General features: G+C 61.0%; 18 protein-coding genes. 4 read left to right on the top strand and 14 right to left on the bottom strand.

Annotation, left to right across the window (positions count from 1 at the left end; genetic code table 11):
• Positions 1–83 precede the first annotated feature (83 nt).
• From C4Q26_RS19630 to C4Q26_RS19565, 14 genes are all read right to left on the bottom strand, one after another.
• Positions 84–1,658 carry a flagellar hook-associated protein 3 gene (locus tag C4Q26_RS19630; protein WP_023381556.1) on the bottom strand — a complete coding sequence of 525 codons (1,575 nt, stop codon included), beginning with the start codon at positions 1,656–1,658 and terminating at the stop codon, positions 84–86.
• A 13-nt stretch (positions 1,659–1,671) separates the two neighbouring features.
• On the bottom strand, positions 1,672–3,720 hold the full coding sequence (gene flgK, locus C4Q26_RS19625) for a flagellar hook-associated protein FlgK (RefSeq protein ID WP_023381557.1): 2,049 nt from the start codon (positions 3,718–3,720) through the stop codon (positions 1,672–1,674).
• 12 nt (positions 3,721–3,732) lie between these two features.
• A complete protein-coding gene (flgJ, locus tag C4Q26_RS19620; RefSeq protein ID WP_023381558.1) occupies positions 3,733–4,902 on the bottom strand; it encodes a flagellar assembly peptidoglycan hydrolase FlgJ in 1,170 nt (389 codons plus the stop codon).
• 12 nt (positions 4,903–4,914) lie between these two features.
• Positions 4,915–6,024 (bottom strand): flagellar basal body P-ring protein FlgI, encoded by a 1,110-nt coding sequence (locus C4Q26_RS19615; protein ID WP_027908229.1) that lies wholly within the window; start codon positions 6,022–6,024, stop codon positions 4,915–4,917.
• A 12-nt stretch (positions 6,025–6,036) separates the two neighbouring features.
• Positions 6,037–6,732, bottom strand: a complete 696-nt coding sequence (gene flgH, locus C4Q26_RS19610; RefSeq protein ID WP_023381560.1) for a flagellar basal body L-ring protein FlgH — start codon at positions 6,730–6,732, stop codon at positions 6,037–6,039.
• Between the two features lie 53 nt (positions 6,733–6,785).
• Positions 6,786–7,571 (bottom strand): flagellar basal-body rod protein FlgG, encoded by a 786-nt coding sequence (gene flgG / locus C4Q26_RS19605; protein ID WP_023381561.1) that lies wholly within the window; start codon positions 7,569–7,571, stop codon positions 6,786–6,788.
• A gap of 47 nt (positions 7,572–7,618) precedes the next feature.
• Complete coding sequence (gene flgF / locus C4Q26_RS19600) at positions 7,619–8,359, bottom strand: flagellar basal-body rod protein FlgF (RefSeq protein WP_023381562.1); 741 nt, start codon at positions 8,357–8,359, stop codon at positions 7,619–7,621.
• Between the two features lie 224 nt (positions 8,360–8,583).
• A complete protein-coding gene (locus C4Q26_RS19595) occupies positions 8,584–8,769 on the bottom strand; it encodes a hypothetical protein (protein ID WP_104881393.1) in 186 nt (61 codons plus the stop codon).
• A 51-nt stretch (positions 8,770–8,820) separates the two neighbouring features.
• The gene (gene flgE / locus C4Q26_RS19590; protein WP_023381564.1) at positions 8,821–10,173 is read right to left on the bottom strand and encodes a flagellar hook protein FlgE; all 1,353 of its coding nucleotides are present in this window, start codon (positions 10,171–10,173) and stop codon (positions 8,821–8,823) included.
• Positions 10,174–10,206: 33 nt separating this feature from the next.
• Entirely contained in the window at positions 10,207–10,917 is a 711-nt protein-coding gene (gene flgD / locus C4Q26_RS19585; protein ID WP_023381565.1) for a flagellar hook assembly protein FlgD, read from the bottom strand.
• A gap of 15 nt (positions 10,918–10,932) precedes the next feature.
• A complete protein-coding gene (flgC, locus tag C4Q26_RS19580) occupies positions 10,933–11,376 on the bottom strand; it encodes a flagellar basal body rod protein FlgC (RefSeq protein WP_023381566.1) in 444 nt (147 codons plus the stop codon).
• A 2-nt stretch (positions 11,377–11,378) separates the two neighbouring features.
• On the bottom strand, positions 11,379–11,786 hold the full coding sequence (gene flgB / locus C4Q26_RS19575; protein WP_023381567.1) for a flagellar basal body rod protein FlgB: 408 nt from the start codon (positions 11,784–11,786) through the stop codon (positions 11,379–11,381).
• A 388-nt stretch (positions 11,787–12,174) separates the two neighbouring features.
• Entirely contained in the window at positions 12,175–13,002 is an 828-nt protein-coding gene (gene cheR, locus C4Q26_RS19570) for a protein-glutamate O-methyltransferase CheR (protein WP_023381568.1), read from the bottom strand.
• A 52-nt stretch (positions 13,003–13,054) separates the two neighbouring features.
• Complete coding sequence (locus C4Q26_RS19565) at positions 13,055–13,984, bottom strand: chemotaxis protein CheV (protein ID WP_023381569.1); 930 nt, start codon at positions 13,982–13,984, stop codon at positions 13,055–13,057.
• A 64-nt stretch (positions 13,985–14,048) separates the two neighbouring features.
• Between C4Q26_RS19565 and flgA the strand changes: the two genes are divergently transcribed.
• The 4 genes from flgA (at position 14,049) to C4Q26_RS19545 (ending at position 16,611) form a co-directional block, all read left to right on the top strand.
• Positions 14,049–14,801 carry a flagellar basal body P-ring formation chaperone FlgA gene (flgA, locus tag C4Q26_RS19560; RefSeq protein ID WP_023381570.1) on the top strand — a complete coding sequence of 251 codons (753 nt, stop codon included), beginning with the start codon at positions 14,049–14,051 and terminating at the stop codon, positions 14,799–14,801.
• A gap of 152 nt (positions 14,802–14,953) precedes the next feature.
• On the top strand, positions 14,954–15,268 hold the full coding sequence (flgM, locus tag C4Q26_RS19555) for a flagellar biosynthesis anti-sigma factor FlgM (RefSeq protein WP_023381571.1): 315 nt from the start codon (positions 14,954–14,956) through the stop codon (positions 15,266–15,268).
• A 51-nt stretch (positions 15,269–15,319) separates the two neighbouring features.
• A complete protein-coding gene (locus tag C4Q26_RS19550) occupies positions 15,320–15,787 on the top strand; it encodes a flagella synthesis protein FlgN (RefSeq protein WP_023381572.1) in 468 nt (155 codons plus the stop codon).
• Between the two features lie 80 nt (positions 15,788–15,867).
• Positions 15,868–16,611: a flagellar brake protein gene (locus C4Q26_RS19545; RefSeq protein ID WP_023381573.1), complete on the top strand. Its 744-nt coding sequence runs from the start codon at positions 15,868–15,870 to the stop codon at positions 16,609–16,611.
• Positions 16,612–16,657: the final 46 nt, after the last annotated feature.

Genomic DNA, 16,657 nt, shown 5'->3' with positions numbered 1-16,657 from the left:
TTCAGAACAGTCGACAACACGGGAAAAACAGCGCGCCTGCTGCGCTCACCCCTGGCGGGTGGCGCAGCAGGCAGCGGGCTTGATCAACCGATGGCGTTGAACAGGCTCAGTTGGCTGATACGCGCGAAGGCTGCCTGGGACGCTTCGAGCATGGTCTTCTGTTGGGTCAGGCGAACCAGCACGGTGGCAGGGTCGGAATCGCGGATCGACGATTGCGTGGTGGTATTGGCGATACCCAGGCTCTCGTTGGTGTTCTGCTGGATTTCCAGCGCCTTGCCCCGCGCACCGATATCGGTGACCGAGCGGTTCAGCTGATCCTGACCACTCTGGATGTTGGCAATGGCCGAGTCCAGGTCGGCACGCAGTTGCTGGTAGGCCGCGTTGTCGCCGTCGATCGGCTTGCTCAAGGCCGTGCGCAGCTGGGCAACGGTGTCCAGCACGTTCTGGGTCTGGTGGTTGTCGACATTCACCATGTACTGGTCGCCGGACTGCTGCGGCGGCGTCGTGGTGAAGGTGAAATCGACCCCCGCGGCCGAGGCGACGTTACCCGCCATGGTGCCACTGGCCACCGGGCGGCTGTCGGCGGTCAGCGGCTGGGCATACAGCTCGAAATCCGTGGCGCTGGTGAACTTGATCACCGCACCGCCGCTGGGGAACATGGCCTGGTACTTGGCCGGGTCGGTGACGCTGACGGAAGACACCTGGGCGCTGGAAGAGTTGCCCGGGCTGCGAGTGGCCGTGATGGTGTCAGGCTTGCTCTGCAAGGTGAAGGTATGACCCGCCACCGCCGTGTCCGGAACGTCGCCGTCCTGAAGATTGATGTTCAGGCGCAAGTCGACCCCACGGAAGCTGATCATCGAACCACCTGCGGTGTTCGGATCGAAGGTGCCGCCCTGCGTGGCTTCGGCGGTCACGTCGTTGCCCAGACTGTCAGTGATGCTGTACTGCGTACTGCTGAGCATGGTGATGGTATACGGCTGGCCGCTACGGAAACGGTCATTGTAGGTCACGCTGCCGGACACCTGGCCGTTGGACAGCTTCACACGCCCATCATCCACCACCGGGTTGGTCATGGTGGTCTGGGTACGACTGGTATTGAGCGCCTGTTCGAACACGCTGTAGCCGGTGCTGTTGCCAGCCATCTTGAGCATGTCGCCGACCTGCAGTTCAAGCTGGGTCTGGTCGCCCTGGTAGCTGTAGGTGCCATCGGCATTGCGTACGAATGGCGCGGTGTCGGTCTTGGAGCCAGCGAACAGGTACTGACCGTTCTCGTCACGGCTGTTCATCAAACTCAACAGCTGGTCTTCCAGCTGACTCAGCTCTGCTGCCTTGGCCTTGCGCTCGGTATCGGTGTAGCCGGCGTTCCCCGACTCGAGCGCCAGCTCGTTGACCCGCGTCAGGATCGTGTTGATCGAGTTGAGCGTGGTTTCGGCCTGGTTCAACGAGTTGGTGATGTTGGTCGCGTTGGTCTTGTACTGCGCCAGCATGTCCGCCTGGTTGCCCAGTTGCAGCAGACGTGCGGCACCCACCGGGTCATCGGCGGCGGTGTTGACTCGAACGAAGGAGCTGGCCTCCTCGTTGGTCTTGATCAGGTTGGCATAGTTGCGCTGGTAGTTCGCCGCGCTGGACTGGTAGAACTGGGCCGTGGAAATACGCATGGATCAATACTCCTTAAAGCGCGGCGATCAAGGTGTTGAAGATTTCCTGAGCAGCTTTGATGATCTGCGAAGAGGCCGTGTAGTACTGCTGGTACTTGACCAGGTTGCCGGCCTCTTCGTCGAGCTGCACACCAGACAAGGAATCACGGGCACCGGTCGCCTGGGTCAGGATGACACCGGTTGCCTCGCTGTCCATCTGGCCTTGCTTGGCCTGGGCACCGACGCTTTCCACCAGTTTGCCGTAGGCGTCGGTGATGCTGATGCCCTTGGTCGAACCGATGTCCATGGTCTGCTTGGTCTGCAGCTCCTGCAGGGACAGCGCATTGCGGTTGTCCGAAGAACCTGCGCCGGTCAGCGAGACGGTGTAGCTGTCGCCTTGCTTGGGCGAACCGGCGACATCCATCTCGAAGCTGAAGGTTTTCTGCACACCACTGCCGTCGGTGATCGGGTTGCCCGCGGAGTCGATCATCGGCACATCGAACTTCAGGGTGTTGTTCTGCCCCGGAACGAAGGTGCCGGTGCCGATGCTGTTGCCCTTGGCATCGAACGCTTCATAGGTTTGCGGCGAGGTGGTTTCATCACCGAACACCAGGCGCACCGGCGTGGAATACTTGATGCCGGTCTGCAACTCAAGGCGCTGGGTCGGGTCGGCGATATCCAGCACCGAGGTCAGGACAGGTTGGGCGATCACACCGGTACCGGTATTGCCGCTACCGGACGTCGCGGTCAGCGGCGCGGCCAGGGCCAGGCGCTTGGCGTCGGTAAGCACCACGTCGATTTCCGCCGCAGCATTGCGGGTCGGGGTGATCTTGAAGCTATCGCCCACCGCCGCGGTACCGCTCTTGAGGTCGATGCTGAAGCCATCGATCACAGGGGCCGGGTCGTCGTTGGTGCTGTAGGTGCCCATGTCGGTGCCATCGGGCAGCTTCTTGACCTGGTACTTGTCGGCGGTCGGCCCGACGAAGGTCACCTGGTAATCGCTGGTGCTCAGCTTGCCAGTATCGCGGATGACCACGTTCAGGTCGGCGGAGCCCGAGTTGCCCACCTTGGGCGTGCTGCGTGCGGACATCGCCTTGTCGCTGTTCAGGTCGTTGAACAGCGCGGCACCGAACTCTCCGTTCTTGTCGATACCCTGGCCGAGCTGCGAGTTGATTTGCTGCGACACCACCAGCGCGATGCGGCCCAGTTCGTTCATGGCCGGCGCCAGGGTCTCGCTGCGATAACGCAGCAGACCGCCCATTTCGCCGCCCGTGATGCTACTGGTGACGTCCATGGTGGTGCTACCACGGTCGAGCTTGATCGAATACTGGGTCGGGTCGGTGGCGCTTGGCTCGGCGCTCATCTTGTTGGTGGTCTTGCCCAACACCAGCGACTGGCCGTTCTTCAGGTAAACGTCGATGCTGCCGTCACGCTCGACAGCTTGCACACCCACCAATTCGTTGAGCTGGCGGACGGCTTCGTTACGCTGGTCGAGCAGGTCGTTCGGCTGGCCGGTGACCGCCGAGACCTTGGAAATCTGCTCGTTGTACTGGGCAATGCTGGAGGTCAGCTCGTTGATCCGCGCCGTCATCGAGCTGAGGCTGCCGTTGATGTTGGTATTCTGCTCCTTGAACTGCGCGGCCAGGCTGTTGAAGCGGTTGGCGAGCGCGTCGGCATTGCTCAGCAACAGCTGGCGGGAAGCGTCTTCGGTCGGCTTGTTGGCAGCGCTCTGCAGGGCGGAGAAGAAGTTGGTCAGCGCTCCGGTAATACCGGTGTTGCTGTCGGACAACAGGTTGTTGAGCGGCGTGACCTGATTCAGGTAGGCAGTGCTGTCGCTGTTGAGCGACGTGGCGGTCTGCAGTTGCGCATCGAGGAAGGCGTTGTACACCCGGCGCACGTCCGCCAGTGTTGTCCCGGTGCCCATGAACACCTGGCCTTCCTGGAGCGAACCCTTGGACCGCTGAACATTCTGCTGGCGAGAGTAGCCGGCGACATCGGCGTTGGCGATGTTGTTACCGGTGGTATGCAGGCCCGCCTGGGAGGCCGACAGCCCCGACATGCCAATATTGATCAAACTCGCCATGGTTTCCTGCCCTTAAAGTTTCGTTGTGTTACCGAGCGATGCATAGCTCTCGTACGACTTCATCTGTCTTGCGATCTGCGAGATCTTGCTGGCGTATTCCGGGTCGGTGGCGTAACCGGCCTTCTGCAGCTCTCGCACGAACTGTTCTGGCTTATCGGCAGACTTCACCGCTTCTTGATAGCGGGAATTGTTCTGCAACAAGCTGACCAGATCATGGAAACTGTCCTGGTAAGAGTCGTAGGAACGGAACGCTGCCGTCTCCTTGACGAACTTGCCGTCACGGAACTCGCTGGTGATCGCCCTCGCCTCGCCACCTTCCCAGTTGCCGGTCGCCTTGATGCCGAACAGGTTATGGCTGCTGGTGCCGTCACTGTTGCGCATGACCGATTTGCCCCAACCGGTTTCCAAGGCTGCCTGGGCGACCAGGTAACGGGGGTCGACGCCAATGCGCTTGGCAGCCTGCTCGGCCATCGGCAGCATGGTGGCGACGAAGGCGTCGCTGTCGGCGAAGGCTTTTTTCGGCGCAAGCGGCGGCTGCGCCACAGCGCGGCCCAGGATGCGCATGCCACGCTCGGGCGCGGCGAAGGTCTGCGCAGCACCTGCTACCACCTGCCCTTCACGGGGTGGCACCGCAGCGGTATTGGTGGTTGCCGCGGCGTTGCCTGCCGATGGCACGATACCGGCCAGCAGGCGATCGGTGAGCTTGCTCGGTAGCGCCAGGCGCCGCGAATTGAGCGCGGCCACATCATTGCGCGTGGCGGTCGACTGGGTCGCGTGCACAGGCTCGGCCACTTTGTTGCCCCACAAGGCCGGGGCGTGGCCGTCGATGCGCGGGAATGGGCTGGTGTTGGCCGGCGCGGCCTTGTTCTTCGACAACTGGCGAACCAGCACGTCCTGCAGGCCGATACCTCCACCCTCGCGGGACATGCTCACGGCCAACTGCTGGTCGTACATGTCACGGTACTGCTTGACCGTCTCGGAATTCATCGGGTTGTCGTCGGCCAGCACATCGCTGGCCTTGCGCGAGGCTTTGAGCATCTCACTGATGAACAGCGACTCGAACTCCTGGGCCACCTTGCGCACGTTGGCGTCGCTGTCACGATCGCCATGCTTGAGCGAATTGAGACGATTGAGGTCGGTGTACGCACCGCTGTCGGCACCGCTGGAAACTTTGGTATTCATCAGTCGGCGTCCTCAGATGACGATCAGGTCGGCTTGCAAGGCGCCGGCCTGCTTCAGTGCTTCGAGGATGGCCATCAGGTCGCTGGGCGCAGCGCCCACCTGATTCACTGCACGCACGATTTCATCCAGCGTGGTACCCGGGCCGAACTTGAACATCGGCTTGGCTTCCTGCTGCGCATTGACTTTCGAGCGCGGCACAACGGCAGTCTGGCCATTGGAGAACGGCCCCGGCTGACTGACGATCGGGTCTTCGGTAATGGTCACGGTGAGGCTGCCGTGGGTCACGGCGGCAGGTGAAACCTTCACGTTCTGGCCGATGACGATGGTACCGGTACGCGAATTGATGATGACCTTGGCCACGGCCTGGCCTGGGTCGATCTCAAGGTTCTCTAGAATCGACAGGTAATCGACACGCTGGCTCGGGTCCATCGGCGCGGTGACCCGCACCGAGCCGCCATCGATTGCCTGGGCCACGCCTGGGCCGAGCAGGTCGTTGACCTTGTCGACGATGTGCTTGGCCGTGGTGAAGTCCGGGCGATTGAGGTTCAAGGTAAGGCTGTTGCCCTGGTTGAAACCACTGGGTACCGCCCGCTCGACGGTAGCACCACCAGGAATACGGCCGGCCGACGGAACGTTGACGGTAATCTTCGAACCATCACGCCCTTCGGCATCGAAACCGCCCACCACCAGATTGCCCTGGGCGACGGCATAGACGTTGCCGTCGATACCCTTGAGCGGCGTCATCAACAGGCTTCCGCCACGCAGGCTCTTGGAGTTACCAATGGACGAGACGGTGATATCCACTACCTGGCCGGGCTTGGCGAAGGCCGGCAGGTCGGCATGCACCGACACCGCGGCAACGTTCTTGAGCTGTACGTTGCCGGAACCGGCCGGCACCTTGATGCCGAACTGCGACAGCATGTTGTTGAAGGTCTGCAGGGTGAACGGGGTCTGGGTGGTCTGGTCACCCGTACCGTTGAGCCCCACCACCAGGCCGTAGCCGATCAACTGGTTGGAGCGCACGCCAGAAATGCTGGCGATATCCTTCAGGCGTTCGGCATGGGCACCGAAGGTGCAGGACAGAAGCAGGGTCGCGGCAAGCAGCTGCCTTACGTTGAACATGGTCATCCGCACTCAGAAGGGCCAGAGCGGGCTGACGAAGAAGCGATCCAGCCAGCCCGGCTGACTGGCATCGGCGAAGGAGCCGGTGCCCGAATAGGTGATGCGCGCATCGGCCACACGGGTCGACGGCACGGTGTTGTCGGTGGCGATATCGTCAGCACGGACCAAGCCCGCAATGCGCACCAGTTCCTCGCCGGTGTTCAGGGTCATCCACTTCTCGCCGCGCACGGCGATGATGCCATTGGGCAGCACGTCGGCGACCGTGACAGTGATCGAACCGGTCAGGGTGTTGCCCTGGGTGGCCTTGCTATCGCCCTTGGTGGCACGCTCACCGCTGTAGCCCGCCTCGAGGGAAAGGTCGCCACCACCGAACGGGTTGTTGGTATTGGGCGTGGTCCCGAACAGCGAGGTCAGGCCAATGTTGGCATTGCTGTTCTTCTGAATCTGGGAACCTGCGTTCTTGCTGGCCGAGGTGCGTTCGTTGAGGGTGATGGTGATGATGTCACCGACCCGGAACGCCTTGCGGTCGCTGTACAGGTTCTGATCGAAGCCCGCCTGGTAGATCGAACCGTTGTTGGCCGCTGCCGGCAACGGGGTGCGCGGCAGGACCGGCGCGTAGTACGGGTCGTTGGGCTTGGGTGTCGGAGCGACACAACCTGCCATCAACACCGCCCCCCCCAGGGCGAAAACGGACAACAAACGATTCATGACACTTACCTCATGCTGCAACTGAACTAGGAGCTAGGAACCAGAAGCCGGCGTTACAGCTGCTGAGTGACGAACGACAGCATCTGGTCGGCAGTGGAGATGACCTTGGAGTTCATCTCGTAGGCGCGCTGGGTGGTGATCATGTTCACCAGCTCTTCCACGGTGCTGACGTTGGAGTTCTCCAAGGTCTGCTGCAAGGTGGTACCGAAACCGTTCAGGCCTGGGGTACCCACCTGTGGGGCGCCACTGGCGGCGGTCTCCAGGAACAGGTTGTTGCCCATCGCCTGCAGGCCGGCCGGGTTGATGAAGTCAGCGGTCTGAATGTTGCCGATGACCTGGGCGGCCGGGTTGCCGGCGGTGGTGATCGACACGGTGCCGTCCTGGCCGACGGTGAAGGTCTGGGCGTCGTTTGGCACGACGATGGCCGGCTCCAGCGCCAGGCCATCGGCGTTGACGACCTGACCATCGGAGTTCAGGTGGAAGGTACCGTCACGGGTATAGGAAACGGTGCCATCGGGTTGCAGGATCTGGAAGAAACCACGCCCGTTGACGGCGATGTCCAACGGGTTCTCGGTGGTCTGCAGACTACCGGTCTGGAAGTTCTTCTGGGTGCCGACGATGCGCACACCGGTACCGACCTGCAGACCCGACGGCAGTTCGCTGTCCTGGGTGGACTGCGCGCCCGGCTGACGCTTGATCTGGTAGAGCAAGTCCTGGAACTCGGCGCGATCACGCTTGAAGCCGGTGGTCGAGACGTTGGCCAGGTTGTTGGAAATGACGGTCAGGTTGGTGTCCTGGGCGGACAGGCCGGTTTTAGCGACCCAAAGAGCCGGAAGCATCAGTGTTCTCCTCGTGCGCCTGTTTTACGGCACCCTTTCAAATGTGATTAGCCGATTTGCAAAACACGCGCCATGGCTTCATCGCCTTCCTTGGCCGCGTTCATCATCTTGACGTGCAGTTCGAATTGACGGGACAGCGCGAGCACCGAAGTCATTTCTTCGACGGCATTGACATTGCTGCCCTCCAGGAAACCGGACACCACGCGCACATTGACGTCGGCGTCGGCCGGCTGGCCATTCTGGGTGTGGATCAAGCCATCCAGGCCTTTGGTCAGGCCCTTGGTGTCGGGGTTGACCAGTTTGATGCGATCGACCTCGGCCATCACCCGGGGGTCTTCACCCATGGCACGGATACTGATGGTGCCGTCGGCGCCCACTTCCACCTTCTGCTCTGGCGGAATGGCGATTGGACCACCGTTGCCGATCACCGGCATACCGTTGCCGGCGCGCAGCACGCCCAGCGCATCGATGTTCAGGCTGCCGGTGCGCACGTAAGCCTCGCTGCCATCTGGCGCCTGCACGGCGATGAAGCCCTGCCCCGCGACTGCCACGTCCAGTTCACGCCCAGTCTCGACCATCGGTCCTTCGCTGAAGTCGGTCGCGGGACGCTCGGTCATCGCGAACGCACGCGCCGGAAAGCTGTCACCGAACACCGGCATCGAGCGCGCCTGCTCCAGGTCACGCTGGAAACCGTTGGTGGAAACGTTCGCCAGGTTGTTGGCATGGGCCTTCTGCGCCAGCGCGTTCTGGCTGGCGCCGGTCATGGCCACGTAAAGCATCTTGTCCACAGTCATCCTCCGCTGCACTGGCGATCATTTGCCGCTCGCCGTTGCTGTGCAGGCTTTAAAGCAAGTTCCGAACCAACTTTCTTAAATCGTGAAAAAGCCCGTGAATACGGGCTTTCGAGGGGCTGGCGACCGGCACTGACGTCGGTTATCCGGCGCCGGGTTGCCGCTGGCGGCAAAGACGATGGCTTGTTAAGACCTCGTCGCCGGCAAGATCCCAAGTGGCGCTATGGCTCCCTGCAGCCACCATTGGTGTATGGCCCGGCGAACTTCTTCCAGCCATCACCCGGCGACCATTGCGAACAGACCAGCCGGCCATCCGCCTGGCTCTCCCAGCGCCACCAATAAGCGGTGCCAGCCTGGACCTGGGCAAGGCAAAAAACGGCGACCAGCGCAATGAGCCACTTGTTCATGCTAACTCCATGAAGCGGGGCCGCCCTGCAGCCCCTACCCTCAATCCAGCATCAGGTCATCTGGATGATGGTCTGCATGATGGTGCTTTCGGTGGAGATGGTCTTGGCGTTCGCCTGGTAGTTGCTCTGCGCCTTGATCAGCTCGACCAGCTCTTGCGTCAGGTTGACGTTCGAGGCTTCCAGCGAGTTGGACTCGACGCTACCCAGAGTACCGGTCTTCGGCGAGTCAATGCCCGGAATACCCGAGGAGTAGGTCTCGGTCCAGCGAGTGCCGCCAATCTGCTGCAGACCCTGTTCGTTGGCGAAGCTGGCCAGGGCCACCTGGCCGATGGCGCGCGACTGCTGGTTGCTGAAGCTTGCGAACATCACGCCGGTGGAGTCGATCGACAGGCTCGACAGGATACCGGTGGCGTAGCCGTCCTGGGACTGCGACATGCGCGCGGTTTCCGTGTTGTAGGACGTGGTGCTGTTCATCGACAGGCGCATGCCCGCAGCGTTTTCCGCAGAACCGTTGGAGGCCCAGTTACCCGAAGCATCCTTGGCGGCTGGAATCCAACCCTTGAGGGTGAAGGTATTGTTGGTCACGTCCCACTGGGCACCGGCCGGAGCACCCACAGGAATGCTGGCAGGGTCGGTCGCCATCGACGCCACGCTACCGTCGGAGTTGAAGGTCATGGACGCCTCCAGCGGGGCAGCCGACGTCGGGTCCATCGGATTGCGACCATCGATCAGGGTGTACATGGTCCACTGGTTCGTCCCGGTCTTGCGGTAGAACTGCTCCATGGTGTGCTCGTTACCCTGACTGTCATACACCTTGGTCGGGAACGACTTGGTATAGGTAGTATCGTCGGCCGGGTCGAACGCCGGACCGGCAGGCGTGGCGCTCGGCAGCGGAATGATGTCCGCCTCGGAGTTCAGGTTGATGCCCTGGTCGATCAGGGTGGTGGCCTTCGGCGCCAGCGAGGAGGTATCGATCTTGAGATCGGTCAGTACGCCACGCTTGATGTTGCCGTTCTCGTCGGCGGCATAGCCTTGCAGGCGCAGGCCGTCCGAGGTGATCACGTAGTTATCCTTGCTGTTCTGGAAGGCACCGGCACGGGTGTACACACGCGCGCCGTTGTCAGACAGGATGAAGAAGCCCTGGCCTTGGATACCCATGTCCAGTACGTTGCCGGTGTTGTTGACGTCGCCCTGGCTGAACTGCTGGGAGATCGCTGCCAAGCGCACACCGTTACCCACCTGGTTCTTGCCCACGCCCAGGCGGTTGGCCCCCGCGTATACGTCTGCGAATTCGGCACGGGAGGATTTAAAGCCGGTGGTGTTGACGTTGGCGATGTTGTTGCCAGTGACGTCCAGTTGCTTGTTGGCCGCGTACAGACCGCTAAGGCCGATATTGAAAGACATGTAGTTGCTCCTTTTCTTGCCGTTCTATCGGCCTTAGATACCGATGGTTTGTACGTCGGACAGCGAAACCTTGCCGACACCCGCCAGGTTCAGCACCATCTCGCCGGTGGTGTTGAAGCTGACGCTGGTGACCTTGGCTGGCAGCAAGGTATTCATCTGCACCGCCTTGCCGTCCACCGTGGTAGTGGCGGTAAAGGTGTAAGTGCCCGGATCGACCTTCTCGCCCTTGCTGTTGGTGCCATCCCAGATGAAGTCGGCATAACCGGCCTTCTGCTCGCCCAACTCGATGGTCTTGACGGTGTTGCCATCTTTGTCGGTGATAGTGATCTTCGCTTCGCTGATGGCCTGGGGCACCACGAACTGCGCATTGAAGCTCTCAGTGGTGTCGACGATGGCCTTGTCGTTCTGCACGATCACCGAACGACCGACCAGCGAGGACGCCTGCAGCGCTTGCGACGAAGCCATGGCGCTGGTGATGGCGCTGACCGACTCGTTCAACGAGGTGATGCCTTCGAGGCTACTGAATTGCGCCAACTGTGCGACGAACTCGCTGTTGTCCTGCGGATCCAGCGGGTTCTGGTTCTGCATCTGGGTGACCAGCAACTGCAGGAAGGCATCTTTGCCCAACGTCTGGTTGCCGGTCGCAGCGCTGGTAGTCGTGGTCTTCTTGGCGCTGCTGGTGGTGACACCTGACGCCGCGATGACGTCATTGAGGTTCACACCACTGGTGCTATCGACTGCCATGGTCTGGATTCCTTATCACTGACCCAGGGTCAGTACTTTCTGCATCATGTTCTTGGCGGTGTTCATCAGTTCGGCGTTGGTCTGGAACGCACGGCTGGCGGAGATCATGTCAGCCATCTCCTCGACCACGTTGACGTTGGGGTAGTAGACGTAACCGTCCTTGTTCGCCGCCGGATGGTTGGGCTCGTAGCGCGCTTCCAGGTTGCTCTGGTCTTCGATGATGCCCTTGACCTGAACGCCTTGACCGGCTTCACCCTGGTCTTCGAACAGCGACTGGCTGACGCCACTCTGCGCGTTCTGGAACGTGGTGGCGAACACCGGGTGGCGAGCGCGGTAGGTCTGGTCGATGCTCGACGAAACGGTCTCGGCGTTGGCGATGTTGGAGGCCACGGTATTGAGACGCGTGTTCTGCGCGCTCATGCCGGAGCCTGCGATGTTGAAGACACTGGACAGGGACATGGTTACTCTCCGCGCAGGGCCGAAACCAGCCCTTTGAATTTACTGTTGAGCAAGGTGAAGCTGGCCTGGAAGCCCATGGCGTTTTCCGTGTAGTTGGCCTGCTCTACCTGGGCGTCGACGGTATTCTGGTCGATCGACGGCATCGCAGGCGTACGGTACTGGAGGGTATCGTCCGCCATGGCCAGACCTTCGGCCTCGATGTGCCGGCTGTTGGTACGCTCCATGGCGAAGCGCCCGCTCTGCTGCTTCTGACTCTCGGCGGCGAGCACCGACGAGAAATCCATGTCACGCGCCTTGTAGTTGGGCGTGTCGGCGTTGGCGATGTTGTTGGCCAGCACTTCGGCACGCTGGGCGCGGAAGCCCAGGGCCTTTTCGTGAATGCCAAGCGCCTTGTCGAAACTGATGCTCATGTCAGGGAACCTTCAAAGGTTGACCAGCGTGTGGTTGCCAAAGCTTTAGCAAGTGCTGTGCCAAACCTGTAGAAGCCCATGTTTGCGGGGTTTTTGCGGTTACCGGCAGCGCCGGCATGCCAGAAAAGCGGCAAAGTGCTTCCGCCTGGAGATGCCTGAGCGGCAATTGCCGGACGGCAAAAGCGGCAAAACAAAAAATTGACGTCAGAGGGCAGATGGCGGGGCGATGGGAGTTGGTCGGGAGCGCTGCGGCGGTCGCGCGCGCCTGCCACAGACGTTATTGGCCGTGAACAAACGTAGGAGCGAACCTTGCTGGGGATGCGCCGCGCGGGCGGCGCTCGATCTCACAGGCGCCACACCCCACAGACAAGCACCCGCCCCCTCCTGATCACTTGGCCTGGTAGATGATCCCCGGGCTGCACTGCACCATCTGGTAATGATCCGGCAGCCCGTTCAGCGCCTCGGAAGCGCCAAGGAACAGATAACCACCCGGTTTCAAGGTGCTGTGAATGCGCATCAAAATGTCTTTCTTCACCTGCGCCGAGAAGTAGATCAGCACGTTGCGGCAAAACACGATGTCGAACTTGCCCAGCGCCGCATAGCTGTCGAGCAAATTGAACGAACGGAACTCGACACGGCTACGAATGGCCGGCTTCACCGCCCAACGCCCTGGCCCCTTGGTGTCGAAGTAACGCTGCAACCGCTCCTGGGACAAACCACGGGCAATCGCCAGGCTGTCGTACTCACCCGTCTTGCAGTTGTTCAGCATCGAACCGGACAGGTCGGTGGCGACGATCTGCGCTCCCATCTTCAACTGTCCGAGGTTGCTGCGCTCGAACTCGTCCAGCGCCATGGAGATGGAGTAAGGCTCCTGCCCCGACGAACAGGCCGCCGACCAGATGCGCAGACGCTGACCCGGATTGTTCTTGATGAACTCCGGAACCACCTTGTTCTTCAACACTTCGAACGGATAGGTGTCGCGAAACCACAGGGTCTCGTTGGTGGTCATGGCATCGACCACCTGCTCGCGCAGCCCACCACGCGGCTGCGTCTGAATACGCTGGACCAGCTCGCCCAAGCTCTTGATGCCCTGCTGCTCCATCAGCTTGTTGAGACGGCTGGAGACCAGATACTGCTTATTCTCGCCCAGCAGGATGCCACAGGCTTTCTCCAGGAATACCCGGAACTGTTCGAAATCCAAATTACCCGTAGACACTAACGCCGCCTCTTTTCAATCACTGGTGTCGGGAGCTGTCCCCCCAACTGCTTCAATGCGTTGCCTTGATCCGGTCGACCACGCGCTGGGCAAGGTCGTCCGGCTTGAATTTGGCCAGGAAGTCATCGGCGCCGACCTTCTTGACCATGGCCTGGTTGAACACCCCCGACAATGAAGTATGCAGGACGATGTGCAACTTTTGCATACGCGGGTCACTGCGAATCTCCGCAGTCAGCGTATAGCCATCCATTTCCGGCATTTCAATGTCCGAGATCATCATCAGGAACTCCTCCTCGGGTCGCTTGCCCTCGTCCACCAGCTTGCGCAGGTAATCCAGGGCCTGACGACCATCGTTGAGCGCCACCACCTCGACACCGACCGTCTGCAGGCAACGACTGACCTGCTTGCGCGCCACCGACGAGTCGTCGACAGTAAGCACCCGAAGCAGCACGGCCTTGTCCTGCACCTCGGCATCGACCACGCCGGCGGACACCGACTCGGACGACGGCGCCACTTCGGCCAGCACCTTCTCCACATCGATGATCTCGACCATGCGGTTGTCCACCCGGGTGACCGCCGTCAGGTAGTGATCGCGCCCAGTCCCCTTGGGTGGCGGATGGATCTCTTCCCAGTTCATGTTGACGATGCGCTCCACCGAGTGCACCAAAAAGCCCTGAGTCTTGGTGTTGTACTCGGTGATGATCACGAAGCTGTTGCGCGTGTCTTCCGTAAGGCCGGGCAAACCGGTCGCCATCGACAAGTCGAGGATCGGGATGGTCGCCCCGCGAATATTGGCCACACCACGCACCACCGGATGGGACTTGGGCAGCAAGGTCAGCTCCGGGCACTGCAGCACTTCCCTGACCTTGAATACGTTGATGCCGTAGAGTTGCTCGCCGTTGAGGCGGAACAACAGCAACTCCAGGCGATTCTGCCCCACCAGTTGCGTGCGCTGGTTGACCGAATCCATAACACCAGCCATGCCAGACTCCTTTACTTGTCAGCCTATGTACCGAGTCGGCACGGGCTTTGCTTTTTTGAGTGCCATGTACACGAAAACGACATTTTTCCGACGATTGACCCGCCTGCTGAGCAGCACGCTCGCCGCGCTGTGCCTGCTGGCACCCGGTGCTCGTACGCTGGCGGACGCGTTCACCTTGCCTGAACAGCTTATCGGTGTCACCCAAGGGTTTCTTGAATTTACCGTTGAGGATTACCTGGCCACGACCCAGACCGCGGGCCGCTACGACATCCAGGTCAATTCGCTCGACCCGCGCCTACGCATGCCACTGTGCAGCCAGGCCTTGGACGCTTCGCTGGAAAGCCCGGCCCAGCCGCTGGGCCGGGTAACGGTGCGCGTACGCTGCGATGGCAGCGCCCCCTGGACGGTATTCGTGCCGGCCACCGTGCGGCTGTATCGCGACGTGGTGGTGGCCACCCGCCCACTCAAGCGCGGCAGCACGGTCGGCGAGGGTGACGTCGCCCTGCGCGAACGGGATGTCGGAACGCTGAACCAAGGCTTTCTCACCGAACTCGACCAGGCGCTTGAGATGAAAGTGCTGCGCCCCACGGTGCTCGACCAGGTCTTGACTCCCCAACACCTGGAACAGGCCGACGTCGTGCGCAAGGGCGACCACGTGGTGATCGTTGCGCGCAGCGGCACCCTGAGCGTGCGCATGCCAGGCGAAGCGCTCAGCAAAGGCGGCATCGGCGAACAGATCCGCATCCGCAACCTGAACTCCAAACGCGTGGTAAAAGCCCGGGTCACAGGCCCAGGGCAGGTGGAGGTCGCCATGTAGAATGGACTGGCAGTGAGGAACTGCTTTTCCTAAACTGTGTCAGAAATCGGGTTCGCGAGCGCGCTGCCAGGCGGCTATGCATTTGTGCCTAAAGTTTCTTTCGGGTTGGCCGAAAACAAGGCAAGCGTCCAAATACCCAGAGGTTTCTGATCATGGTCATCGACTTCAGTCGTTTGAATAACTCTCCGTCCATCACGGGCGGCGTACGCGGCAACACCGCGTCCGGTAGCGCCGACAAAACCGGCGAAACCCAAGAGGCGCCGAAAAGCGCCAGCGCCAGCGGAGAAGCGGTACACCTCAGCCAAGAGGCTCAGCAGTTGCAGAAGATCAGCGACAAGCTGCGCGATCAACCCGAGGTCAACAGCGCCCGTGTGGCCCAGTTGAAACAGGCGATCGCAGACGGCAGCTACCAGGTCGATGCCGGCCGGGTCGCCAGCAAACTGCTTGATTTCGAAGCCCAGCGCTAACCTTACGGCGCGCTGACTTCACGGACGCTAATAAAGGCCTAAGAGTTAGCCATGCACGATATCACTCTGCTGCAACTGATCGAAGACGACATCGCCCCCACTCAGGAGCTGCTCGAGCTTCTTGAAAAGGAAGCGCTGGCCCTGCATGGCCGCGACATGATGGTGCTGGAGCACATTCTGGCCCGTAAGCAGTCTTTGATCGTCTTGCTGGAGCAGCAGGGGCAGCGACGCAACCAGTTGCTCACCCAGCTGGGCCTGAGCCCCGACCGTGCTGGCGTGCAAGCCCTGGCCGCACAATCGTCCAACGGCGAAATCATCATGCAGCAGCTTGATGTACTCGGCCAATTGCTGGATGCCTGCAAGAAGGTCAACGAGACCAATGGCCGTATCATCCAGATGCAACAACACACCACGGCCAACCAGATCCGAATTCTCAACGGTGGCGACTCTCCGTCCCTGTATGACAGCCGTGGCACTACCTCGCCAATGAACAAGCCCCGGGCGCTCAGCCAAGTGTGATTAGTTCTATCAAGGCACGGAACATAATGGCAAAATGCCGTAACTTGCGTGTGCCGTTTTTGCCTGGAGATTGATAACCCGTGTTCAATGAAACCGACGCTCCGCAGCCACCAAAGGTGCTGACCACGCCTTTGGAGATCGCGGCCAACCTACGCCAGTTGCAGGAAAGCCACGATCCTCTGATCATCACCTTCCATGAGCGTAGCCAGCGGTTCCAGAGTTACGTGGTGCAAGTGGACCGCGATAGCGATGTCCTGGCCCTGGATGAAATGATCCCGCGCGATGGCGAAAAATTCATCGAGAACGGCGAACCCTTCCGCGTCGAAGGCTTCCACGATGGCGTGCGCATCGCCTGGGAATGCAACGATCAGCTGCGAATCAGCGAAGTCGATGGTCACCGCTGCTACCGTGGCGGCCTGCCGAGGGAGATGACCTACCACCAGCGTCGCAATGCCTTTCGCGCTGCGCTGAAGCTCTCGCAACTGGTCGACGTCATCCTTGACGGCACCCACCTCAAGGGTAACGGTGCCCTGCGTGGCAAACTGCTGGATATTTCGGCCACCGGCTGCAAACTGCGTTTTGAAGGCGACGTTTCCGAGCGCCTGCAGCTGGGCCAAGTGTACGAACGGTTCAAGTCCGGCAACCCCCTGGGCCTGGTGGATACCATGGTCGAGCTGCGCCACCTGCACTTCGAAGAGCGGATCAACACCACTTTCGCGGGCGTGCGCTTCCATAACCTGAACGGCCAGGCGCAACGCAAGATCGAAAGTTTCGTTTACCAGCTGCAGCGTGAAGCGCGCCGGTTCGACAAAGACGATTATTGATCGCTCGCCTCCTCCGCGAACGCCACCCAATGGGTGGCGTTTTCGT

This window comes from Pseudomonas sp. SWI44 (assembly GCF_002947915.1).
Lineage (GTDB): Bacteria > Pseudomonadota > Gammaproteobacteria > Pseudomonadales > Pseudomonadaceae > Aquipseudomonas > Aquipseudomonas taiwanensis.
Note: the sequence above shows the minus strand (reverse complement) of the source record. Positions and strands in the feature narration are given on the sequence as shown.